Origin of the sequence: Herminiimonas sp. CN, from assembly GCF_000622895.1 — a bacterium.
Taxonomy (GTDB): domain Bacteria; phylum Pseudomonadota; class Gammaproteobacteria; order Burkholderiales; family Burkholderiaceae_D; genus AVCC01.
Genome location: NZ_AVCC01000002.1, coordinates 1 through 21095 on the forward strand (window position 1 = coordinate 1; position 21095 = coordinate 21095).

The 21095-nt window shown below is 60.0% G+C and carries 23 protein-coding genes and 1 pseudogene; 17 read left to right on the plus strand and 7 right to left on the minus strand.

The window, feature by feature from the left end:
• Nucleotides 1-565, minus strand: a 565-nt coding sequence (locus HMCN_RS0100700) for a ComF family protein (RefSeq protein ID WP_025915563.1), incomplete at its 3' end; no start/stop codon positions are given.
• Between the two features lie 76 nt (nucleotides 566-641).
• Between HMCN_RS0100700 and HMCN_RS0100705 the strand changes: the two genes are divergently transcribed.
• The 7 genes from HMCN_RS0100705 (at nucleotide 642) to HMCN_RS0100735 (ending at nucleotide 6569) form a co-directional block, all read left to right on the plus strand.
• Nucleotides 642-1592, plus strand: a complete 951-nt coding sequence (locus tag HMCN_RS0100705; protein WP_081801354.1) for a methyltransferase domain-containing protein — start codon at nucleotides 642-644, stop codon at nucleotides 1590-1592.
• 349 nt (nucleotides 1593-1941) lie between these two features.
• Entirely contained in the window at nucleotides 1942-3099 is a 1158-nt protein-coding gene (gene coxB, locus HMCN_RS0100710; protein WP_025915565.1) for a cytochrome c oxidase subunit II, read from the plus strand.
• A gap of 22 nt (nucleotides 3100-3121) precedes the next feature.
• Nucleotides 3122-4717, plus strand: coding sequence for a cytochrome c oxidase subunit I (ctaD, locus tag HMCN_RS0100715; protein ID WP_025915566.1), 1596 nt, complete (start codon nucleotides 3122-3124; stop codon nucleotides 4715-4717).
• Nucleotides 4718-4755: 38 nt separating this feature from the next.
• Nucleotides 4756-4863: a cytochrome oxidase small assembly protein gene (locus HMCN_RS19705; RefSeq protein ID WP_238551890.1), complete on the plus strand. Its 108-nt coding sequence runs from the start codon at nucleotides 4756-4758 to the stop codon at nucleotides 4861-4863.
• 2 nt (nucleotides 4864-4865) lie between these two features.
• Entirely contained in the window at nucleotides 4866-5423 is a 558-nt protein-coding gene (locus HMCN_RS17000) for a cytochrome c oxidase assembly protein (protein ID WP_035625213.1), read from the plus strand.
• A 28-nt stretch (nucleotides 5424-5451) separates the two neighbouring features.
• Entirely contained in the window at nucleotides 5452-5667 is a 216-nt protein-coding gene (locus HMCN_RS0100730) for a DUF2970 domain-containing protein (RefSeq protein WP_025915567.1), read from the plus strand.
• Nucleotides 5668-5696: 29 nt separating this feature from the next.
• Nucleotides 5697-6569, plus strand: coding sequence for a cytochrome c oxidase subunit 3 (locus HMCN_RS0100735; protein ID WP_025915568.1), 873 nt, complete (start codon nucleotides 5697-5699; stop codon nucleotides 6567-6569).
• An 85-nt stretch (nucleotides 6570-6654) separates the two neighbouring features.
• Here HMCN_RS0100735 and HMCN_RS0100740 read toward each other — a convergent pair whose 3' ends face one another.
• Nucleotides 6655-6855: a twin transmembrane helix small protein gene (locus tag HMCN_RS0100740; RefSeq protein ID WP_025915569.1), complete on the minus strand. Its 201-nt coding sequence runs from the start codon at nucleotides 6853-6855 to the stop codon at nucleotides 6655-6657.
• A gap of 80 nt (nucleotides 6856-6935) precedes the next feature.
• Between HMCN_RS0100740 and HMCN_RS0100745 the strand changes: the two genes are divergently transcribed.
• From HMCN_RS0100745 to HMCN_RS0100765, 5 genes are read left to right on the plus strand one after another with little or no spacing between them, the layout of a single operon-like run.
• A complete protein-coding gene (locus tag HMCN_RS0100745) occupies nucleotides 6936-7661 on the plus strand; it encodes an SURF1 family protein (RefSeq protein WP_025915570.1) in 726 nt (241 codons plus the stop codon).
• Complete coding sequence (locus HMCN_RS0100750) at nucleotides 7636-8244, plus strand: cytochrome c oxidase subunit I (RefSeq protein ID WP_025915572.1); 609 nt, start codon at nucleotides 7636-7638, stop codon at nucleotides 8242-8244. Before HMCN_RS0100745 ends, HMCN_RS0100750 begins: the two co-directional genes overlap by 26 nt.
• Before the next feature lie 9 nt (nucleotides 8245-8253).
• Nucleotides 8254-9366, plus strand: a complete 1113-nt coding sequence (locus HMCN_RS0100755) for a heme A synthase (RefSeq protein WP_025915573.1) — start codon at nucleotides 8254-8256, stop codon at nucleotides 9364-9366.
• Nucleotides 9367-9376: 10 nt separating this feature from the next.
• The gene (gene cyoE / locus HMCN_RS0100760) at nucleotides 9377-10261 is read left to right on the plus strand and encodes a heme o synthase (RefSeq protein ID WP_025915574.1); all 885 of its coding nucleotides are present in this window, start codon (nucleotides 9377-9379) and stop codon (nucleotides 10259-10261) included.
• A 4-nt stretch (nucleotides 10262-10265) separates the two neighbouring features.
• Nucleotides 10266-10898: an SCO family protein gene (locus HMCN_RS0100765; protein WP_025915575.1), complete on the plus strand. Its 633-nt coding sequence runs from the start codon at nucleotides 10266-10268 to the stop codon at nucleotides 10896-10898.
• A gap of 51 nt (nucleotides 10899-10949) precedes the next feature.
• On the opposite strand, the gene rpoH is transcribed toward HMCN_RS0100765, so the two are convergent.
• From rpoH to ftsY, 4 genes are all read right to left on the minus strand, one after another.
• Complete coding sequence (gene rpoH / locus HMCN_RS0100770) at nucleotides 10950-11858, minus strand: RNA polymerase sigma factor RpoH (protein ID WP_051566650.1); 909 nt, start codon at nucleotides 11856-11858, stop codon at nucleotides 10950-10952.
• 282 nt (nucleotides 11859-12140) lie between these two features.
• The gene (ftsX, locus tag HMCN_RS0100775; RefSeq protein ID WP_025915577.1) at nucleotides 12141-13055 is read right to left on the minus strand and encodes a permease-like cell division protein FtsX; all 915 of its coding nucleotides are present in this window, start codon (nucleotides 13053-13055) and stop codon (nucleotides 12141-12143) included.
• The gene (locus tag HMCN_RS0100780) at nucleotides 13052-13723 is read right to left on the minus strand and encodes a cell division ATP-binding protein FtsE (RefSeq protein WP_025915578.1); all 672 of its coding nucleotides are present in this window, start codon (nucleotides 13721-13723) and stop codon (nucleotides 13052-13054) included. Before HMCN_RS0100780 ends, ftsX begins: the two co-directional genes overlap by 4 nt.
• A gap of 29 nt (nucleotides 13724-13752) precedes the next feature.
• Complete coding sequence (ftsY, locus tag HMCN_RS0100785) at nucleotides 13753-14811, minus strand: signal recognition particle-docking protein FtsY (protein WP_025915579.1); 1059 nt, start codon at nucleotides 14809-14811, stop codon at nucleotides 13753-13755.
• Between the two features lie 71 nt (nucleotides 14812-14882).
• Here ftsY and HMCN_RS0100790 point away from each other — a divergent pair, with 71 nt between their 5' ends.
• From HMCN_RS0100790 to HMCN_RS0100810, 5 genes and pseudogenes are all read left to right on the plus strand, one after another.
• Entirely contained in the window at nucleotides 14883-16244 is a 1362-nt protein-coding gene (locus tag HMCN_RS0100790; protein WP_025915580.1) for a pitrilysin family protein, read from the plus strand.
• A gap of 41 nt (nucleotides 16245-16285) precedes the next feature.
• Complete coding sequence (locus HMCN_RS0100795) at nucleotides 16286-17611, plus strand: pitrilysin family protein (protein ID WP_025915581.1); 1326 nt, start codon at nucleotides 16286-16288, stop codon at nucleotides 17609-17611.
• Between the two features lie 109 nt (nucleotides 17612-17720).
• Nucleotides 17721-18380 (plus strand): 16S rRNA (guanine(966)-N(2))-methyltransferase RsmD, encoded by a 660-nt coding sequence (gene rsmD, locus HMCN_RS17005; RefSeq protein WP_051566652.1) that lies wholly within the window; start codon nucleotides 17721-17723, stop codon nucleotides 18378-18380.
• A 62-nt stretch (nucleotides 18381-18442) separates the two neighbouring features.
• Nucleotides 18443-18939 (plus strand): annotated as a pseudogene (coaD, locus tag HMCN_RS17010) (pantetheine-phosphate adenylyltransferase).
• Nucleotides 18940-19003: 64 nt separating this feature from the next.
• A complete protein-coding gene (locus tag HMCN_RS0100810) occupies nucleotides 19004-19264 on the plus strand; it encodes a YfhL family 4Fe-4S dicluster ferredoxin (RefSeq protein WP_025915582.1) in 261 nt (86 codons plus the stop codon).
• Between the two features lie 81 nt (nucleotides 19265-19345).
• On the opposite strand, the gene HMCN_RS0100815 is transcribed toward HMCN_RS0100810, so the two are convergent.
• A complete protein-coding gene (locus HMCN_RS0100815) occupies nucleotides 19346-20197 on the minus strand; it encodes an MOSC domain-containing protein (protein WP_025915583.1) in 852 nt (283 codons plus the stop codon).
• Nucleotides 20198-21095 lie beyond the last annotated feature (898 nt).

The following is a 21095-nucleotide window of genomic DNA, read 5'->3' on the forward strand; positions in this document are numbered from 1 at the left end:
TTTTTTTGCGCTCTTGCAGATGCAGCATGGATTGCGCCCGGGTATCGTGCAGGCGGCATGCGAGTTGCGGCAGCAGATCGATTCCCAGCGCGCGCGACAGCGGTTTGGCGATTTCCAGCGCCTGATTGAAGCCGCGCTCAGTCAGTCGTTGCCGGCTCAGCGGTACCGCCGTCAATAGCGCGGGAAGCGCGCAGTTGCGCTGCTGCTTTAGCATCGCATCGCGCAGCATATCCGAAAACAGCGGCGCCAGCGCCAGCCGGCTGCCGAATTTCAGCGCCAGCACCAGCTGATCCAGCGGCGCCGTGTAATCCACTGCCACCACTGTGGCGTCGAACGCCGGAGGGCTTTTCAGGCAGGCGCCGCAGGTCGCAGTATCGGCCGCGCCGCTTGCCAGCAGCAACGCGCATTGCAGGCAGCGCCGCTGCTGGCGGCCGCCATGCTGCAGCAGGCAGGCGCGGCACAGCGCATCCGGTGCCGCTGCACCGCACAGCGCGCAACAGGACGGCAGCAGCGACAGCATGCGGCTGCGCAACAGATGGGACCAGTGTTGGATTCGTGATTGCATGCGGCGCAGCGTTCCTCAAGCATGTTGCAAGCGTGTAAACTAGCGCCGATTATCTCATTGCTGAAGCGATATTTCCGTGACGACCACACCTTCCTCTTCCGAACCCCGTTTGAGCGCGCCGATAGACCTGGAGCGGGTGCGCCATCTGTTTTCTTCAGTAAAACGTGTCGCCGATGCAGATTTCCTGCGCCGCGAAGTTTCGGCCAGAATGTTCGAGCGCCTGGAACTGGTAAAAATCACGCCGCGACGGCTGCTGGACGCCGGCTGCGGCGCGGGCGGTGATCTGGCGCTGCTGCAAAAACAATTCGCCCAGGCGCAAGTGCTGGGAGCGGACGCCTCTGCCGCGATGCTGCTGGAAGCCAGGAGCCGGCTGTCCGCCGCGCTGTCTTCGGTCAATCGGCTGCTGGCAAAATACCTGCCCGGCAAGGGCGGCTCCGGCGCCGGACTGGATGCATCGCTGCTGTGCGCCGACTTCGCCCGGCTGCCGCTGGCGCAGAGCGCAGTCGACCTGGTCTGGTCGAATCTGGCCCTGCATTGGCATCCGCAACCGGATCGGGTATTTAGCGAATGGCGCCGGGTGCTGCGCCAGGACGGCTTGCTGATGTTTTCCTGTTTCGGTCCCGACACCTGCAAGGAGCTGCGCACCGCGTTCGCCGCCGTCGATGCAGCGCCGCACGTACTGCCGTTCGTCGATATGCACGATTTGGGCGACATGCTGGTGGAGGCCGGATTCTCGACCCCGGTGATGGACATGGAGCACATCACGGTCACCTACGCCAACGTGGAAAAACTGATGGCGGATGTGCGCGCGCTGGGCGGCAACCCGTTGTCAACCCGGCGCCGCGGCCTGCTGGGCAAAGGCGACTGGTCCAGCATCGTCGGTCATCTGGAATCGCAGCGCCAGGCGGATGGCAAAATTCCGCTGACCTTCGAGATCATTTACGGCCACGCCTTCAGGCCGGCTCCCAGCGCGCTCAGCAGCGGCGAATCCATCATCAGGATCTCACCCAATCCGAACCGGAAATAAGACGGTGTTTTTCGACTTCAAAACCGCAGGCGCTCAAGACGCACCGTTGCCAATTTCTTGATCGCGCGTCCGCGACCCCACCTGCGTGCGTCAGCGCTTGATAATTTTTTGCTTTACAACTTATACTTCTACCAATATAAAGCGGCTCCGGGGTGTATTCGGTTCGGGTCCTGAAGCCGGAACGCACAGGCCAACATGTGCAGCGCAACGGCCGATGACGCACCGCCCTGCGCAATTCGAACCCGGCCGTTTTTTGACGGAATGCAAGAGTCTTGAGTTTGCGTAACAATGGTGCTTTCTGGCGTCCGATAATCATAAGAATTCCAATTTAAGGTTGGCGGGGGGACATATGAAAAATGCAAAGCGACTGCAATCGTTCGTGGTCGGCACTACGCTGCTGGCCGCAGGATTGCCGTCCTGGGCGGTAGTCGATAGCCCAGGTGGCCCGGCCGTGCTGCAATTGGGTTTGCAGCCGCCGGTGACGCAGATCGCACGCGAGATATACTCGCTGCACAGCCTGATGCTGTATATCTGTCTGGCAATCTTCCTTGCAGTGTTCGCGGTGATGCTCTACTCCATCGTCAAGCATCGCAAATCCAAGGGCCACAAATCGGCCAGTTTCCATGAGAGCACAACGGTTGAAATCGCCTGGACCGTGATCCCGTTCCTGATCGTGATCGGCATGGCATTACCGGCTACCAAAACCGTGGTGGCGATGAAGGACACTTCCAACGCCGATCTCACCATCAAGGCTACCGGCATGCAATGGAAGTGGGGCTACGATTACATCAAGGGCGAAGGCGAGGGCGTTTCTTTTCTTTCCAGCTTGTCCACGCCACGCGTGCAAATCGTCGATCCGCTCAGGATCAAGAACGACAATTACCTGCTGGAAGTCGATAACGCAGTGGTGATTCCGGTCAACAAGAAGGTTCGCCTCATCGTCACTGCCAACGATGTGATCCATTCCTGGGCGATGCCGGCGTTCGGCGTCAAGCAAGATGCGATTCCCGGCTTCGTGCGCGATACCTGGTTCAAGGCGGAAAAAACCGGCATCTACCGCGGCCAGTGCTCCGAATTGTGCGGCAAGGAACACGCCTTCATGCCGATCGTCGTGAAAGTCGTGACGGGCGAGGAATACACCAGGTGGGCTGGCGCCAAGATCAAGGAGCAGTCAGCCATGGCGGATGATCCGAACAAGGTCTGGACCGTGGATGAGCTCAAACAGCGCGGCGCCCAGGTGTATGCCGCCAATTGCGTCGGCTGCCATCAGGCTACCGGCAAGGGCGTGCCGGGGGCGTTTCCTGCGCTGGATGGTTCGGCAGTGGTGGCCGGGCCTAAAATTGATCAAATCAGACTGGTCCTGAATGGCGGGAAGGTGATGCCATCCTGGAAGATGCTGTCGGACACCGACATTGCGGCGGCCATCACTTACACGCGCAATAACTGGTCCAACAAGGCCCATGAGAACATTGTTCAACCAGCCGAAGTTCTTGCTGCGCGCAAGTAACGGGAATCGTTAGGATATTGAGATGAGTACAACTGCAATCGATCGCGCACCCGATCATTCTCACGAGCACGCGCACAACCATCCGCACGGCTGGCGTCGCTGGCTGTATGCCACCAACCACAAGGATATCGGTACTTTGTACCTGTTTTTCTCGCTCACCATGCTGATGGTGGGCGGGGTGCTGGCAATGGGCATCCGGGCCGAACTGTTCCAGCCGGGCCTGCAATTGATGAAGCCGGAATTCTTTAACCAGCTGACCACGATGCACGGCCTGATCATGATCTTCGGCGCCATCATGCCTGCCTTCGTGGGCTTCGCCAACTGGATGATTCCGCTGCAAATCGGCGCTTCCGACATGGCTTTTGCGCGCATGAACAATTTCTCGTTCTGGCTGCTGCCGCCGGCAGCGATCCTGCTGGTAACGTCATTCCTGGTGCCGGGCGGCGCCAGCGCAGGCGGCTGGACCATGTATGCGCCGCTGTCGACGCAAATGGGCCCCGGCATGGACATGGCGATTTTTGCCGTGCATATCATGGGCGCATCGTCGATCATGGGGGCGATCAACATCATCACCACGGTGCTGAACATGCGCGCTCCCGGCATGACGCTGATGAAAATGCCGATGTTCTGCTGGACCTGGCTGATTACCGCCTATCTGCTGATTGCAGTGATGCCGGTGCTGGCGGGTGCGGTCACGATGACGCTGACCGATCGCCACTTCGGCACTTCATTCTTCAATGCGGCCGGCGGCGGCGATCCGGTAATGTTCCAGCATATTTTCTGGTTCTTCGGCCATCCCGAGGTCTACATCATGATTTTGCCGGCATTCGGGATCATTTCGCACATCATCCCCGCCTTCGCCCGCAAGCCGTTGTTCGGTTATGCATCGATGGTATATGCGACCGCATCGATTGCGATCCTGTCCTTCCTGGTCTGGGCCCATCACATGTTTACCACCGGCATGCCGGTAACCGCGCAACTGTTCTTCATGTACGCGACGATGCTGATTTCGGTGCCTACCGGCGTCAAGGTGTTCAACTGGGTTGCCACCATGTGGCGCGGCTCGATGAGTTTCGAGACGCCGATGCTGTTTGCGATCGGCTTCATCTTCGTGTTCACGATGGGCGGATTCACCGGCCTGATTCTGGCAGTGACGCCGATCGACATCCAGCTGCAGGATACCTATTACGTGGTGGCACACTTCCACTATGTGCTGGTGGCCGGTTCGCTGTTTGCCATGTTCGCCGGCTATTATTTCTGGAGCCCGAAATGGACCGGCTTCATGTACAACGAAACGCGCGGCAAGATCCATTTCTGGGGTTCGCTGATCCTGTTCAATATCACTTTCTTTCCGATGCACTTCCTGGGCTTGGCTGGCATGCCGCGTCGTTACGCAGATTATCCGGCGCAATTCACCGACTTCAACATGGTGGTGTCGATCGGTGGCCTTGGCTTTGGCCTGATGCAGGTGTACTTCCTGCTGGCAATCGTGATTCCCACTATCCGGGGCGGCAAGCAAGCGCCAGATAAGCCGTGGGATGGTGCAGAAGGCCTGGAATGGACTGTGCCTAGTCCGGCGCCATTCCATACCTTCGAAGTGCCGCCGGTCGTTAAATAAATGGGTGGCAGGCTGAACAGGCCCGCCAGATGCGCTCGATGTCAGAATCAAAAAAACCGAACAACCTGAAAACGGCATTGATACTTGGAACCGTCGCCCTGGTGTTTTTCGTCGGTGTGATCATCCGGCAGCTCTGGCTGCGCTGAAAATGGATAAGCGCACCCGCGGCGACGCCGAGCCAGCACCTGACAAATCCTTGAACCGGCAAATGCTGGGCAAGTTGCTGGTGATTGCCGGCCTGATGTTTGGCTTCGGTTATGCGCTGATTCCGGTTTACAAAAAGATTTGCGAAGTAACCGGCATCAACATCCTGACCACGAAAGAGGCCGGGCTGGAGGCGGTCGGCAACACGCAAGTGGATACAACCAGAACCATCACGGTGGAGTTCGATGCCAATGCGCAGGGACCGTGGCGCTTCCGGCCGGTCGTGAATAGTTTGCAGGTACATCCGGGCGAAATGGCCCAAGTCGTTTATGAAGTGGTCAATACCCGGGCCCGCAGCATCAATGCGCAGGCGATCCCGAGTTATGCGCCGCAACAGGCCGCAGCACATTTCAAGAAGGTGGAGTGTTTTTGCTTTCAGCAGCAAACGCTGGGCCCGAATGAGGCAAGGCAAATGCCGGTGGTGTTTTATATCGACCCGGGACTGCCCGAAAACGTGAAGACAATTACTCTCTCTTATACCTTTTTCGAGGTTAACGGCTAGTTACGAAGAGCAATCTGAGAGGATGCCGATGCAGGACCTAAAGCAGGAAAAATCGCGCAAGCCATCGTTTCTTGCCACCATGAAAGCGATCTTCTGGTCGTTTTTGGGGATACGCAAAAAGAGCGATTACGAACAGGATGCGGCACATCTGAACCCTGTGCACGTGATTATTGCCGGCCTTATCGGAGCCTTGATTTTCATAGCAACGCTGCTCGTTATCATTAACGTGGTTGTGTCGAAATAGCAATTGCAATATTCGTTCGGGAGAGGCAAATGAGTTCTCAATACGCTAAAGTGCAGTCCGGCGCTCCATATTATTTCGTTCCGGGGCCATCAAGATGGCCGCTATTGGCAAGCGTGGCGCTCTTGGTCACGATGGCCGGTGCTTCAGCCTGGGTCAATGATCTGCCTTGGGGGGCATACGTCAACATCGCTGGCGTCCTGATGGTGATCGCGGTCCTGTACAAATGGTTCGGCGACACCATCGCCGAGTCGGAAGGCGGCTTGTACAGCCAGCGCATCGATACTTCCTTCCGCTGGAGCATGAGCTGGTTCATTTTCTCGGAAGTGATGTTTTTCGCGGCATTTTTCGGCGCTCTTTTCTATGCGCGCAGCATCACGATGCCCTGGCTCGGTGACCTGGACCACAAGCTGCTGTGGCCGGACTTCAGTGCCCACTGGGGCAATACCGGCCCTGCCGGCACAGTCGAGCCATTCCAGGCCATGGGGCCGTTCCCGATCCCGACCATCAACACCGCACTGCTTCTCACCTCCGGTGTGACAATCACGATCGCGCATCATGCGATTCGCGCCGGCGAGCGCACCAAGACCGCGTTGTGGCTGTTTGCGACCATTCTGCTGGGCGCCACGTTCATCGGTTTCCAGGCCTATGAATACATGCATGCATACAGCGAGCTGAACCTGAAGCTGACTTCCGGAATTTATGGCTCGACCTTCTTCCTGCTTACCGGTTTTCACGGCTTCCATGTCACGGTGGGTGCCATTATGCTGTCGGTTGTGCTGTACCGCGTCCTGAAAGGGCACTTTACGCCGCAGCAGCATTTTGCCTTTGAGGGCGCCGCCTGGTACTGGCACTTCGTGGATGTGGTCTGGCTTGGCCTGTATGTGGTGATCTACTGGTTATAAGGTTTGCTGCTTGTATTGCGGCTACGTAGCGCAACCTGGAACACGGCCGTACTTCGGTGTGACTTTTCTTGCTGCAGCAGGAGTGCTAGCGAATTCCGGTCGGTTGTATCAGACCGAAGTAATGGGCTGTCAATAAAAGCGCAAATAACGCGATCGAGAGTCCGACCCGCAGTGCCAGTGCAGTCACAGTGCGATTGCTTTTTCCCTTGTCCTTCATCAGGAATGCCAGCGCAGATGCGAGGCTCGCGATAATCAGGATGAATCCGATGGCGATGATTGTTTTCATGATGGGGAAAAGATGAAACAGACTCCGAATTGCGGGAGGCAGGCAGCCTCTGGCGCGGCCTGCTGTAAGGTGACATTGTAATGTCTATATGGTTTCGCTTCCGGCCGGTTCCATTCGTTGCAACCTTGCTCCTGATGGCGGTCGGGATTGCGGCCGGGCAGTGGCAAACCCGGCGCGCGGCGGAAAAGCAGGCGATCGCCGCCCAGTTGGCGCAGCGCGCGGCTTCGCCGCTGCTGCTCGTCGATGCGCGCCCGCTCAGGATAGATGAGGTTGAATACCGCAGAATCAGCGTCAGCGGAGAATTTCTCCCCAATTGGCCGGTGTATCTGGACAACCGCCCTTACCAAGGCGTGGCCGGCTTGTATGTCTTGATGCCATTCAGGATCGCCGGTTCGAAGATGCACGTATTGATTGCGCGCGGCTGGCTGCCGCGCAATCCGGCCGACCGGAAAAAATTACCGGCAATACCGACACCCGCCGGCATGATTACGGTGCAGGGCGTGGCCCGGGGCAATCCGGGCCGGCTATTGCAGCTCGGACAACAGGATGCGGTGCGCCCGGGCGCCATCCTGCAGAATCTGGAGGTTGCCGGCTTTGCGCAAGCCAGCGGCTTGCAGCTGCAGCCGTTCGTGCTGGAGCAGTCGAGCGCGCTGCCGGATGGCTTGGTGCGGAACTGGCCGCAGCCGTCAAGCGGCATCGACAGGCATCGGGGTTATGCGTTTCAGTGGTTTGCTTTGAGCGCGATGGCATTTCTATTTTTTGTGGCGACAGGATTTCGACGTGGAACAAAATCAGCAAAAGCGTGAGCAGCAGCAAAAACGCGCGGGACGCGGCAAATTATTCCTGGTGCTGGCAGTGTGCGCTGCGCCGCTGGTCGCATCCTACTTCACGTATTACGTGATCAAGCCATCCAGCCGCACCAACTATGGCACGTTGCTGGACCCGCGCAAGTATCCGATACCGGCGCTGGCCAGCACCGGGCTCGATGGCTCCCGGCTTTCCCTGCAGGACTATCAGGGCAAGTGGCTGATGGTGCAGGTCAACGACGCCGACTGCCGGACGGATTGCCGGAAACGTCTGAATGACATGCGCCAGTTGCGGCTGGCGCAAGGCAAGGAAATGGATCGCATCGAGCGCGTCTGGCTGATTACCGACGACCAGCCGCCCGAAACCATGCTGCTGCACGAATACGACGGCATGCGCTATTTGCGCGTGCCGCCGCAAGCCCTGCAAGCCTGGCTGCCGGTAGAGCAGGGTGCGCTGGTTTCCGATCATATCTACCTGATCGATCCGTTGGGCAATCTGATGATGCGCTATCCGAAAGATGCCGACCCGAGCAGGATCAAGAAGGATCTGGCCAAGCTGCTGAAGGCGTCGGCCATAGGTTAGCCCGGAATTATGCTGATTCAACTTGCGATCATGGGGCTGCTGGCGGCGTTGCTGCCGCTGACGCTGGTCTGGGTTTCGGTTGACGCGAACAAATACCGCAAACTGGCCTGGACGACGGTTTTCCTGACATTCGACCTGATCATGTTCGGCGCCTTTACGCGCCTGACCGATTCCGGCCTGGGCTGTCCCGACTGGCCGGGCTGTTATGGCGAGGCCAATCCATTCCTGGCGCATGCCGATATCCATGCGGCCCAGGTTTTGATGCCGGGTGGTCCGGTGACCGTGCTAAAAGCCTGGATCGAAATGGTGCACCGTTACCTGGCGATGGGTGTCGGGGTTCTGATCATTGCGCTGATGGCGATTGCCTGGCGCTGGTGGTTCACATCCGGGCGCAGGCCGGCTGCTGCGCGTCCCGGCCTGCCGACCTGGCTGCTGTTTTTCGTCTGCCTGCAGGGTGCGTTTGGCGCCTGGACCGTGACTTTGAAGCTGCAGCCGGTGATCGTCACCACCCATCTGTTGCTCGGCATGACTCTGCTGGCCTTGCTGACCTGGCTGGCAACGCGACACAGTACGCCGATCGCGCCGGATGCGCGCGCGGCTGCACTGCGCCGGCCGGCCGGCGCTGCGCTGGCGCTGCTGTTCTTGCAGATTGCGCTGGGCGGCTGGGTCAGCACCAACTACGCGGCGCTGGCCTGCGCCGACTTTCCGCTGTGCCACGGCGTGCTGATGCCACAGATGGATTTCAGGCACGGCTTCACGCTGTGGCGACATCTGGGCAAGACTGCCGTCGGCGACTACTTGCCGTTCCCAGCCCTGACCGCGGTCCATTGGGTGCATCGCAGTTTTGCCTTCATCGTCGTCGCCTGCATTGCCTGGGTCGGATATCGGGCTGTGCAAATTACCGCCTTGCGCCGCAGCGCACGCTGGCTGCTGATTGCCGTAGGTCTGCAATGCGTCACCGGCATTGCGACCATATTCCTGAACTGGCCGCTGGCGATTGCAGTGCTGCATAACGGCGGCGCGGCGCTGCTCGTGATATTGCTGGTGATGCTAAACTGCCAGACGTCGGGTGCTTCTTCGGCCTTGACCGGCGCGGCGCTTATGCGGTCATCATCCTTTTGAAATCAGACTCATGGCAACCCTTATCGCTGCTCACAACCGCCTTGCGCAATATCTGGCGCTGACCAAGCCGCGGGTGACGCAGCTGGCGGTGTTTTGCTCGGTGATCGGGATGTTTCTCGCCACCCCGGATTTGCCGGACTGGAAAGTCGTGATCGCTGCGACAGCCGGCATCTGGCTGCTGGCAGGCGCGGCGTTCGCGGTCAACTGCCTGGTCGAGCGCGAAATCGATTCGCGCATGGCGCGCACCGCGCGCCGACCGATGGCCAACGGCAGCATCACGGCGCCGCAAACGCTGGTGTTCGCCGGCGTTCTGGGCGGCATCGGCATGCTGGTGCTATATAGCCTGGTCAACCCGCTGACGATGTGGCTGACTTTCGCCACCTTCGTCGGTTATGCGGTGATCTACACCATCATCCTGAAGCCGGCCACGCCGCAAAACATCGTGATCGGCGGCTTGTCCGGCGCGATGCCGCCGGCGCTCGGCTGGGCCGCGATCGCCAACGACGTGCCGATGCAGGCATGGTTGCTGGTGTTGATTATTTTCGTCTGGACGCCGCCGCATTTCTGGGCGCTGGCGATGTACCGGCGCGACGATTACGCAAAGTCGGGCCTGCCGATGCTGCCGATCACGCACGGTCTGGAATTCACCGGCTTTCACGTCTGGCTGTATACGATCGTGCTGGTCGCCACCTCCACCATGCCGTATGCAGTGCGCATGAGCGGCCTGATTTATCTGTTCTGCGCACTGATATTAGGCGCGATCTTTCTGCGGTACGCGTGGCGCATGCACCGTCATTACAATGACCTGCTGGCGCGCAAGACTTTTGCCTATTCGATTATTTACCTGTCGCTGCTCTTTGCCGCCTTGTTGCTCGATCACTATTTTTTATTCTGAATCCATGCGTTTATCCTTTACCTTATGTACCCTGATTACTCTTTTTGCCGCCACCCTTGGATTGACCGCCTGCGGCGACAAGCCGCTGCCGGAACGCTTGCAGCGCATGGTTGCTTCGGGCAAGCCTGCGTTTCAGAACACCGACGTCACCGGCATTGATTACGCCAAAGATTTTGCATTGACCGACCATCACGGCAAGGCTCGCACGCTGGCCGATTTCAAGGGCAAGGCAGTGGTGATGTTCTTTGGCTATACCCAGTGTCCGGACGTATGCCCGACCACCATGGCGGAAATGGCCAGCGTGATGCAGGAGCTGGGTCCGTTGTCGGACCGGGTGCAGGTGCTGTTCGTGACGATTGATCCGGAGCGCGACACGCAGGCGTTGCTGTCGCAATATGTGCCGGCGTTCGATCCGCGCTTCCTGGGTCTGGTCGGCGACCGGGCGGCCACCGAAAAAGTGGCCAGGGAGTTCCGCATTTTTTATCAGAAGGTGCCGGGCAAGGAGCCGGGCAGCTACACGATGGATCACACCGCCGGCAGTTACGTGTTCGATCCGCAGGGCCGGATTCGCCTGTTCATCCGGCACGGGCAGGGAGCGGCGCCGATTGCCAGCGACTTGAAGCTGCTGCTCAAATAAGAAAAAGCGCTCGGAGGAGCGCTTTTTTCATGGGTGAAGCAGTGCCGGTGATCAGACGTAGGCGGCCAGCGCGCCTTTCATCTTCTTCAGCGCAACCGCTTCAATCTGACGGATGCGCTCGGCCGAGACACCGAATTCGTCGGCCAGCGCGTGCAGCGTAGCGCCCGAGCCGTCGTCGTTGGCCAGCCAGCGCGCTTCGACGATCCGGCGCGAACGGGGATCGAGTTTGCCCAGTGCGGTTTCCAAGCCCTCGGAGTGCAGGCGGTCGGTTTGCTGCGCTTCCAGCACCCTGGTCGGCTCGCTGGTGTCGGACGACAGGTAGGCGATCGGCGCGAACTTGTCGTCTTCATCGTCGGTCGGCGCTTCCAGCGCGATGTCGCGTCCGGTCAGGCGGGTTTCCATCTCGATGACTTCTTCGGGCTTGACGTTCAGGGTCTTGGCCAGCGTATCGACCTGGGTCGGCGTCATCGCGTCCAGGCCTTCCTTGTGGCTGCGCAGGTTGAAAAACAGCTTGCGCTGGGCCTTGGTGGTGGCCACCTTGACCAGCCGCCAGTTTTTCAGGATGTATTCGTGCATCTCGGCCTTGATCCAGTGCATCGCGTACGACACCAGGCGCACGCCCTGGTCGGGGTCGAAACGCTTGACCGCTTTCATCAGGCCGATGTTGCCTTCCTGGATCAGGTCGGCGTGCGGCAGGCCGTAACCCAGATAGCCGCGTGCAATCGATACCACCAGACGCAAATGCGACAGCACCAAGCCTTGTGCTGCAGCCAGATCGTTTTGCTCGCGCAGGCGGCGCGCCAGCGATACTTCTTCTTCATGGCTCAACAGCGGCAGACGATTCACGGCCGAAATGTAAGCGTCGATATTGCCCAAACTACCCGTAAATCCCAGCGCAAGCGCATTATTGCCATTGGTAGCCAATGCCGGTGCGACAGATTGAGCGGATGGTAATTGCATTTTTTCTCCTTGCTTTACTGATCTAGAGCTTGCCTGACGGTATTTTTGACCATCCCCGTCGGTATATTAGCACTCTCCGTGAGCGAGTGCTAAAGGCGGATAACAGTATCATTAGAGAGTGTCGTCGCTAATTAGTTCGTCGAATTGCGATTAATCAAGATTTCATGTCCGGGCTGCCCCGCTAAAAAAACATTTGTATGGGGTAGTATTACATTTCAATGCAATTTTATCAATTTTGATTGGGTGTTTTAAAAATACACTATGCGGTATATTTTTTATGAGTCAGGGCAAACGGGCCAGATGCCGGCGCACCGACAGCGCGGCGCCGAGCAGGCCCAGTGCGGCGCTGACGGCCAGCAGTGTCAGCATGATGGATGGGGCCAGCGCAGCAAGGCGGAACTCCGACGCGTAGAGCCGGGCAAATTCTGCAATCGCATCGTTGAGCGGTTGCAGGGCCAGTGTCACCGCGGCCAGCGCCACCGCGCCCGCGCACAAGCCGAGCAATGCGCCGGTATAGTAGAACGGCCGATGGATGAAGGCGTCGGTGGCGCCGATCAGGCGCGATACCGCGATTTCTTCGCGCTGCGTGAGCACTTGCAGGCGCACCGTGTTGAACACCACCGCCATCACCACCACGCCCAGCGTCGTCGCCAGCAGCAGCAGGGCCAGCCGCATTACTTGCAGCATCGCGGTCAGCCGCTTGACCCAAGCCGAATCTACCTGCACCGCCTCGACCCTCGGCAGCAGTTGCAGGCGCTCGGCCAGCGCATCGACTGCGACTGCATCGATGTTCGACAGCCGGATAATGTAGGCATCCGGCAATGGGTTCTGGCCCAGCGTGGCGAGCGCATCGGCCAGGCCGGTTTTTGCCTTCAGCGTTTCCAGCGCCTGCTCGCGCGGGATGAATTCGATCCGGGATTTCTTGCTGGCAAGTGGCAGCACGCTGCGAATGTCGTACGCCAGTGCGCGCGCCTGTTCGTTGGGAGTGTCTGCCTTCAGGAACAGGCTGATTTCGGGTTCCACCGCCAGTTGCTGGGTGATCGGGCGGATGTTTTCCAGCAGAGTCAGTCCGGCGATCGGCAAGGCCAGCGCAATCGCCACCACCAGCACGTTGAAGCTGAAGCTGCCGGGCGTCTTGATGAGTTTGCGCAGCGCGTCAGTCAAGGCGAAGCGATGCTCCCTGAGCCAGATTTTCATGCGGCCTCCTTGCGCCAGGTTTCGATCAGCCGGCCCTGGCGCAGGTAAATCACGCGCGTGGCGCTATCGAGAAATTGTTCATCGTGGGTCGAAATCAGGCAGGTCACCCCGGCGCCGTGAAACGCCTGCAGCGCTTCCAGTACCTGATTGGCGCTGTCGCGATCGAGATTGGCGGTCGGCTCGTCGGCTAGAATCAGCTGCGGCCGGTTGACGATCGCACGCGCAATTGCCGCCCGCTGCTGTTCGCCGCCGGACAGCGCTTGCGGCTCCGCCTTGGCGCGCTCCAGCAGCCCGACCTTGTCCAGCGCCGCCAGCGCGCGGCGCTCCGCTTCTGCGCTTGAGGCACCGGTGACGATCAGCGGCAGCATCACGTTGGCCAGCACGTGGCGGTCTTGCAACAGCCGCTGCTGCTGAAAAATCAGGCCCAGATTGCGGCGCAGATACGGCAGCGCGGCGCGCCTGAGTTGACCGATATCCTGGCCGTTCAGGCTGACCTTGCCGCTGCTCGGGCGTTCGATCGCGGCGATCAGCTTGAGGAGGGTCGATTTGCCGGCGCCGGACGGGCCGGCCAGAAACACCAGTTCGCCCTTTGCGACAGTCAGGTTGATGTCAGCCAGCGCCGCGACATCGTGCGCATAGCGTTTCGAAACATGCTGGAACTCGATCATGGATTGGGGTTTGATGATTAGGGCAATGTTCAGTCGAAGATCGCATCGACGAATTCGCGCGCATCGAACGGCTGCAGGTCTTCGATCTTTTCGCCGACGCCGATGAAATAGATCGGAACCGGGCGGTTTCTGGCCACCGCGGCGATGATGCCGCCCTTGGCGGTGCCGTCCAGCTTGGTCACCACCAGGCCGGTCAGGCCCAGCGCATCGTCGAAAGCCTTGACCTGGGTCAGCGCGTTCTGGCCGGTGTTGCCGTCGATTACCAGCAATACCTCGTGCGGCGCGCCCTCGAAGCCCTTGCCGATCACGCGCTTGATTTTTTTCAGTTCTTCCATCAGGTGCAGCTGGGTCGGCAGCCGCCCGGCGGTATCGACCATCACTACGTTGATGCCGCGGGCGCGCGCCGATTGCACCGCATCGAATGCGACAGCGGCCGGGTCGCCGGATTCCTGCGAAATCACGGTGACATTGTTGCGCTCGCCCCAGACCGTCAGTTGCTCACGCGCGGCGGCGCGGAAGGTGTCGCCGGCGGCCAGCAACACCGACTGGCCGTGCGCCTGCAAATGCTTGGCCAGCTTGCCGATGGTGGTGGTCTTGCCGGCGCCGTTGACGCCGGCAATCATCATTACCAGCGGCTGGTGGCGGCCGAGTTCGAACGGTTTTTGCAGCGGCGTCAGCATCTCGATCAGGAGTGCGCGCAAGGCGCTCTTGACCTGCGCGGCCTCGGTCAGCTTTTCGGATTTGACCTTTTTTTTCAGCGCTTCCAGCAGGAACACGGTCGCTTCCATGCCGGCGTCGGCCATCAGCAGTGCCGCTTCCAGTTCTTCGTACAGGTCGTCGTCGATCTTGGCGCCGACGAACAGCGTGGTCAGATTGCTGGAGGTTTTCGACAGGCCGGCTTTCAGGCGCGCCAGCCAGTTGCGCTTGGTGGTTTCCGGCGGCGCTGCCGACGGTGCTTCCGGCTCGGCTACCGGTTCAGGCGCCAGTGCCGGCTGCGGCGGCGTCAGCACCGGCGCCGGCATTTCGGCTGCCGGCGGCAGCTGGGCGGCGGGTTCTGGCTTGGGTTTTTTCTTGAAGAAACTAAACATGGGGAATGAGGTCTGTAGCGATGGCGCATGCAAGGGGATACAATCACCCGCATTCTAACAGAGCAGACACTATGAAATTTCGACTTCTCGTTGCAACCGGACTGCTGGCGCTGGCGCCGGTTTTTGCACTGGCGCAGCCGGCGCAGGAATTCATGCTGAAAAACGGCATGAAAATCATCGTCAAGGAAGACCACCGGGCCCCGACTGCGGCCCAGATGGTGTGGTACAAGATCGGCGCGATGGATGAGTTCAACGGCACCACCGGCGTTGCCCATGCGCTCGAGCACATGATGTTCAAGGGCACCAAGAAGCTCAAGCCGGGTGAATTCAGCGCCCGGGTGGCGGCGCTGGGCGGGCGCGAAAACGCTTTCACCAGCAAGGATTACACCGCGTATTTCCAGCAGATCGGGCAATCGAAGCTGGAGGCGGTGATGGCGCTGGAGGCCGACCGCATGGCCAATCTGGTGTTCGACAAGAAGGAGTTCGCGCAGGAAATCCGGGTCGTGATGGAGGAGCGCCGCTTGCGCACCGACGATCAGCCGATGGCGCTGGTGAGCGAAGCGCTGGATGCCGCGGCTTTTGTCGCGCACCCTTACCATCATCCGATTGTCGGCTGGATGGACGATTTGCAGCAGATGACGGTGCAGGATGCCAAGACCTGGCACGACCGCTGGTATGCGCCGAACAATGCGACGCTGGTGGTCGCGGGCGACGTCGATGCGGCCAGGGTACTCAAGCTGGCGGAGAAGTATTTCGGCAAGATTCCGGCCAAGGCGTTGCCGGTGCGCAAGCCGCAACAGGAACCGCAGCAGCGCGGCATCAAGCGCGTCACCGTCAAGGCGCCGGCCGAAAACCCTTTCGTGGTACTGGCCTTCAAGGTGCCGGCCTTGCATGACGTCGAGAAAGACGACGATGTGCATGCGCTCGATGTGCTGTCGGCGGTGCTCGACGGCTATGACAATGCGCGCCTGAACGCGCAACTGGTGCGGGCCGACAAGGTTGCCAACGCGGTCGGTGCCAGTTATTCCGGCATGGCACGCGGCCCGGTATTGTTTACGCTGGAAGGCACGCCGGCTGCCGGCACCAGCACGGCGCAACTGGAAACCCGCTTGCGCGCCGAAGTCGAGCGCATCGCCCGCGACGGCGTGCCGGAGGCGGAGCTCAAGCGGGTCAAGGCGCAGCTGGTGGCGGGCCAGATCTACAAGCGCGATTCGGTGTTCGGCCAGGCGATGGAAATCGGCACGATGGAAATGAGTGGCGTGTCGTACAAGCAGATCGACCGCATCATCGACAAGCTGCGTGCGGTTACTTCGCAGCAGGTGCAGGCGGTCGCGCAGCGCTACTTCGGCGACGATGCGCTGACGGTGGCGACGCTGGAGCCGCTGCCGCTGTCGGACAAGCCGGCGGCAGCGGCCAAGGGCTTGCGGCATTAAGCGGCGATATACCATCCATCTGCAAAAAAACTGAGAGAAATATGAAACGTATTTTATCCACGCTGGTGGTCGTCATCGGCTGCGCAATCGGCGCCGTTCCGGCCCACGCGGCGCTGCAAATCCAGAACTGGACGCTGGCAAACGGCGCGCGCGTGCTGTTTGTCGAAAACCACACCATCCCGATGCTCGATGTCAGCGTCGAGTTCGATGCCGGCGCCCGGCGCGACCCGCCCGGCCTGGCCGGCCTGGCCGCCTTCACCAGCGGCATGCTGGCGCGCGGCGTGCTGGCGGTGGGAGCCGAACCGGCATTGTCGGAGGCGCAGGTGTCCGATGCCTTCGCCGACACCGCCGCCCAGCGCGGCGGCGCGGCCGGCAGCGATCGCGCCGGCGTCAGCCTGCGCACCCTGTCCAGCCCGGCCGAGCGCGATGCCGCGCTGGCGTTGCTGGCGCGCGTGCTGGCGCAGCCGAGCTTTCCGGACGACATCATCGCGCGCGACAAGGCGCGCACCATTGCCAACCTGAAGGAAGCGCTGACCAAGCCGGAAGCGATCGCCGACAAGGCATTCTGGAAGGCGCTGTACGGCAATCATCCGTACGGCCAGCAAGCCAGTGTCGAATCGGTCGCGGCCATCAGCCGCGCCGATCTGCTGGAATTCCATCGCAGCCATTACGTTGCCGACCGCGCAGTGATCGCCCTGATCGGCGACATTTCCCGGCCCGAGGCGGATGCGATTGCGCGGCAATTGACGCAGCGCCTCCCGTCGGGCAGCGCGGCGCTGCCGGTGTTGCCGCCGGTGCCGCCCGCGCACGCGGAAGAGTTGCGCATCCCGCACCCGGCTTCGCAGGCGCACATCCTGATCGGCGCGCCGGCGCTGCCGCGCAGCGATCCGGACTACTTCGCGCTAACCGTCGGCAATTACATTCTGGGCGGCGGCGGCTTCGTCTCGCGCCTGACGCACGAAGTGCGCGAGAAGCGCGGTTTGTCGTACAGCATTTACAGCTACTTCAGCCCGATGGCGCAGCCGGGACCGTTCCAGATCGGCTTGCAAACCAGCAAGACGCAGGCCGACGACGCGCTGAAGGTGGTGCGCAGCACGCTGGAAGCCTTTCTCAAGGACGGCCCGAGCGCAGCCGAACTGAAGGCGGCCAAGGATAATCTGGTCGGCGGCTTTGCGCTGCGGATCGACAACAACCGCAAGATTCTCGACAATCTGGCCGCCATCGGCTATTACCAGCTGCCGCTGGACTACCTCGATACCTGGACTGCCAAGGTCGAGCGGGTCACGCTCGCCGACATCCGCGCCGCATTTGCGCGCAAGGTGGCGCAGGACAAGCTGGTCACGGTGGTGGTCGGCGTGGATCAGTGAGGTGGTGTTTGTTTCAGTCAATATACTCAATGCCGTATTTATTCTTCCCGCAATAAATTATTGCGGAAAGAGCGCTATTTATTCGCATACTCCTAAATATATCTAATACATGTCGCCACAGAAAAAATATTCCGGCAAGACCAAGCTGACTGCGCCCGGCCGGCCCCGCAGCGGCCCGGCGCAGCAGGTGCGCATCATCGGCGGCCAGTGGAAGCGTACGCCGCTGCCGGTGCCGGATGCGGCGGGCCTGCGTCCGACGCCGGACCGGGTGCGCGAAACGGTGTTCAACTGGCTGCATTTCCTGCTCGACGGCGGATGGAGCCAGCTGGCCTGTCTGGATTTGTTCGCCGGCACCGGCGCGCTCGGTTTCGAAGCTGCCAGCCGCGGCGCGGCCAGCGTCCTGATGGTGGAGGAGCATACCCCGGCCGTGCTTCAGCTCCAAGCCACCAAGGACAAGCTGCATGCCGCGCAAGTGAGCATCCTGCGCGGCGATGCGTTTTCCGTGGCGCACAAGCTGCCCGGCAGCGCGCCGGACAGCGCCCGGCAGCGCTTCGACCTGATCTTCCTCGATCCGCCCTATCAGCAGGGATGGCTGGCGCGCATCTTGCCGCTTTGTGCCAGCTTGTTGTCTGAAAACGGTATTATTTACGTTGAATCCGAAAGCGCGCTGGCGCACGACGACCCGCCCGAATGGCTGGAACCGTGGCAAGTGTTGCGCTATGGAAATGCTGGAGTGGTGTTCTATCATTTGTTGCAACGCAAGAGCTAATCCGGCCTGTTTTATCAGGCATAATGCGCGTTCAATTTGAATAATATTTTGAGGAAAAATCGATGGCCATTGCTGTATATCCGGGAACATTCGACCCGATCACGCGCGGTCACGAGGATCTGGTGCGGCGTGCATCTGGCCTGTTCGAAAAATTGATCGTTGGCGTTGCCGACAGCAAAAACAAAAGCCGTTTTTTGCGCTGGATGAGCGACTGGCGATTGCCAATGAAGTGCTGGGCCACTATCCGAACGTGCAGGTCGAGAGCTTTTCCGGCCTGCTCAAGGATTTTGTGCGACGTCACGACGCCCGTGTCATCGTGCGCGGTCTGCGCGCAGTGTCTGACTTCGAATACGAATTCCAGATGGCCGGCATGAACCGTTACCTGCTGCCGGATGTCGAAACCCTGTTCCTGACGCCATCCGACCAGTACCAGTTCATTTCCGGCACCATCGTGCGTGAAATTGCCATGTTTGGCGGTGATGTTTCCAAGTTCGTCTTTCCTTCGGTCGAGAAATGGCTACAATCCAAAATGGCGGCGCGGGAGCAAGGATCTGATTGAATCCGGGTCTGAATCCGTGTCGCGGCGGCGAGGGCCGGTTTACGGCAGCAAATAGAGGTGTTTTATGGCTTTACTGATAACGGATGACTGCATCAACTGCGACGTATGCGAGCCCGAGTGCCCGAACGAAGCAATTTCGATGGGACCGGAGATTTACGAGATCGACCCTGAAAAATGCACCGAGTGCGTTGGTCATTACAAAGAACCGCAATGCCAGCAAGTCTGCCCGGTGAGCTGTATCCCGTTCAATCCGGCCTGGCGCGAAACCAAGGAACAGCTGCAGGCAAAATATGAGCGGTTGCAGGCTGAACTGAAAACGCAGTAAGTCGTCACCGCAATTTGTAAATATAAGCGTAAAAACAGGACAGTTCGACTGTCCTGTTTGCATTTACAGGCCGCGGAATTATCAGAACGCCAGCGTGATATCGATTTCCTGCCCAACCCGCACCACTTGTGTCGCACCCGATTCCAGTATCGCATTCATGCCGAACGTGATGCCGCCATCGAGCTTCGGGTTGGCGCGGTAGCTGCGCAGGATGTCCAGCGGGTCGGGGCCGACGATGCCGGTGGCCTGATCGACTGACGGTATCGGGCAGCGCGCGCAGGGTTTGACCGGCTTCAGGGTGGCCGCACCGATGCGCAGGCTTTCGATGTAATCCTCCTCGAACGCTGCCACGCCGTCGATCACCAGATTCGGCCGAAAACGGTTCATCGGCAGCGGCGCCCGACCCTGCGCTGCCAACTTCTGGTTCAGGTCGGCCAGAGACGCTTGCGAAATCAGCAGGAACGGATAGCCGTCCGAGAACAGCGCCGGCACATCGGCGTGCGCAGTCCAACGGGTGTTGGTGACGCGGCTGGCACTGGGGTCAAAACGCACCAGCCGGCACTGCACGCCCACTGCCTGCGAAAACCAGCGTGCAGTGGTGGCATCGCAATCGTATGCCATCAATGTATCGTCCCAAACCCGCACCTGCAGTGCCGGCACCTGCGCCGCGTCGGGCAGGTCGAGCGCAATCTGCAGTTCCGGCATTCCGGGCGCGCGCAGTTTCAGGTGCTCGGCACAGATGCGCGGCACAATCCGCGCCAGCGCCGGATATTCGCGTTGCGTCATGAAGTTGCCCTGCATGTCGACCACCATCCACTCGCGGTCGCAGATCAGGTCATGCATCAGGCCGGCAGGGGTCAGGGTCGCCTCGCGCAACGCAATCGCAGCGCAGGACTTGATCGGATAAAAGTTGAGTTCGGTCAGTGTCGCCATGATTTCGCCAAATGGCCGGTGAGTATTTTTCGCGTTGAACGGGGGGCATGATATTTCCCGCCCGCCGTTTTCATAATTTTTAGGGGGCGTGTGCAGCCGACAATATACTGTCTTTACGGCGCTGGCGCGCCGGGATTTTCACTCTCCATGCTTGCCTGCGGCGCCGTGTTGCTGCAGCTTGGCGGGGATATTGACATCGGATCGCTTGCTATAACGCAATATCAATGCATATTTAGCCAGATATTTGAAAAATATGCGGTAGCCTGCTGAGGCAGCATGAAAAACAAGAATCCGTATCCACTCATCCCGGCGCTTTCCATGCGGGAGAGAACGGGGGGCGCAATAGCATCAATGCTTCATTGCGACAGATCAATAGTGACGCTTGCCGTTACTTTCTGCGCAAACATCATTGCATGAAGGGAGCCAGGCATGGGGAAACGGGTATCGGGCAGGCCTGCGGGAATCCTGTTTTATCGGATTCTGAGACGCATTGGAGAAGGGGGTTGTGCCGGAATCGTCAATGGCAAATGCGCAGGCCCGCAAGGCCCGGTTATTGCCGCACCGGGTTTTCGTAGCACGATCCGATTTCCGTCCAAGTCATGACTTTCGCACCTCCTTCGCAGCCATCGGGGGCATACCCCGAACTGCCGGGTGCGATTGCCCGCCTGGCATGGGTAGGTGGAATGATTGTCACAATGCTGGTGCCGATGATTTTTCTCGTTATCGGTTACCAGAGCGAGGCCGCCGCGCTGGAGGCTGCGCTTCAGGTTAGCGTCCAGGACGTTTCCAAACGACCCCGGACGCGTCCCGGAAGCGCGAGGGCCGAACCGCGCTCCCCACAGGATGTCGCCGATTCACTGGCCTGGGTCGGAAGCAAAACGAATATCCGCATCACCGG

Bases quoted from the DNA above. Each gene is read 5' to 3' on its own strand.
- rpoH (WP_051566650.1), bottom strand. From the start codon at position 11,858: ATGCAATTACCATCCGCTCAATCTGTCGCACCGGCATTGGCTACCAAT.
- cyoE (WP_025915574.1), top strand. From the start codon at position 9,377: ATGGCAACCCTTATCGCTGCTCACAACCGCCTTGCGCAATATCTGGCG.
- HMCN_RS0100755 (WP_025915573.1), top strand. From the start codon at position 8,254: ATGCTGATTCAACTTGCGATCATGGGGCTGCTGGCGGCGTTGCTGCCG.
- HMCN_RS0100735 (WP_025915568.1), top strand. From the start codon at position 5,697: ATGAGTTCTCAATACGCTAAAGTGCAGTCCGGCGCTCCATATTATTTC.
- ftsX (WP_025915577.1), bottom strand. From the start codon at position 13,055: ATGAAAATCTGGCTCAGGGAGCATCGCTTCGCCTTGACTGACGCGCTG.
- HMCN_RS0100780 (WP_025915578.1), bottom strand. From the start codon at position 13,723: ATGATCGAGTTCCAGCATGTTTCGAAACGCTATGCGCACGATGTCGCG.
- coxB (WP_025915565.1), top strand. From the start codon at position 1,942: ATGAAAAATGCAAAGCGACTGCAATCGTTCGTGGTCGGCACTACGCTG.
- HMCN_RS17000 (WP_035625213.1), top strand. From the start codon at position 4,866: ATGGATAAGCGCACCCGCGGCGACGCCGAGCCAGCACCTGACAAATCC.
- HMCN_RS0100795 (WP_025915581.1), top strand. From the start codon at position 16,286: ATGAAACGTATTTTATCCACGCTGGTGGTCGTCATCGGCTGCGCAATC.
- HMCN_RS0100730 (WP_025915567.1), top strand. From the start codon at position 5,452: ATGCAGGACCTAAAGCAGGAAAAATCGCGCAAGCCATCGTTTCTTGCC.
- rsmD (WP_051566652.1), top strand. From the start codon at position 17,721: ATGTCGCCACAGAAAAAATATTCCGGCAAGACCAAGCTGACTGCGCCC.
- HMCN_RS0100740 (WP_025915569.1), bottom strand. From the start codon at position 6,855: ATGAAAACAATCATCGCCATCGGATTCATCCTGATTATCGCGAGCCTC.
- HMCN_RS0100790 (WP_025915580.1), top strand. From the start codon at position 14,883: ATGAAATTTCGACTTCTCGTTGCAACCGGACTGCTGGCGCTGGCGCCG.
- HMCN_RS0100810 (WP_025915582.1), top strand. From the start codon at position 19,004: ATGGCTTTACTGATAACGGATGACTGCATCAACTGCGACGTATGCGAG.
- HMCN_RS0100745 (WP_025915570.1), top strand. From the start codon at position 6,936: ATGTCTATATGGTTTCGCTTCCGGCCGGTTCCATTCGTTGCAACCTTG.
- HMCN_RS19705 (WP_238551890.1), top strand. From the start codon at position 4,756: ATGTCAGAATCAAAAAAACCGAACAACCTGAAAACGGCATTGATACTT.
- ctaD (WP_025915566.1), top strand. From the start codon at position 3,122: ATGAGTACAACTGCAATCGATCGCGCACCCGATCATTCTCACGAGCAC.
- HMCN_RS0100815 (WP_025915583.1), bottom strand. From the start codon at position 20,197: ATGGCGACACTGACCGAACTCAACTTTTATCCGATCAAGTCCTGCGCT.
- ftsY (WP_025915579.1), bottom strand. From the start codon at position 14,811: ATGTTTAGTTTCTTCAAGAAAAAACCCAAGCCAGAACCCGCCGCCCAG.
- HMCN_RS0100765 (WP_025915575.1), top strand. From the start codon at position 10,266: ATGCGTTTATCCTTTACCTTATGTACCCTGATTACTCTTTTTGCCGCC.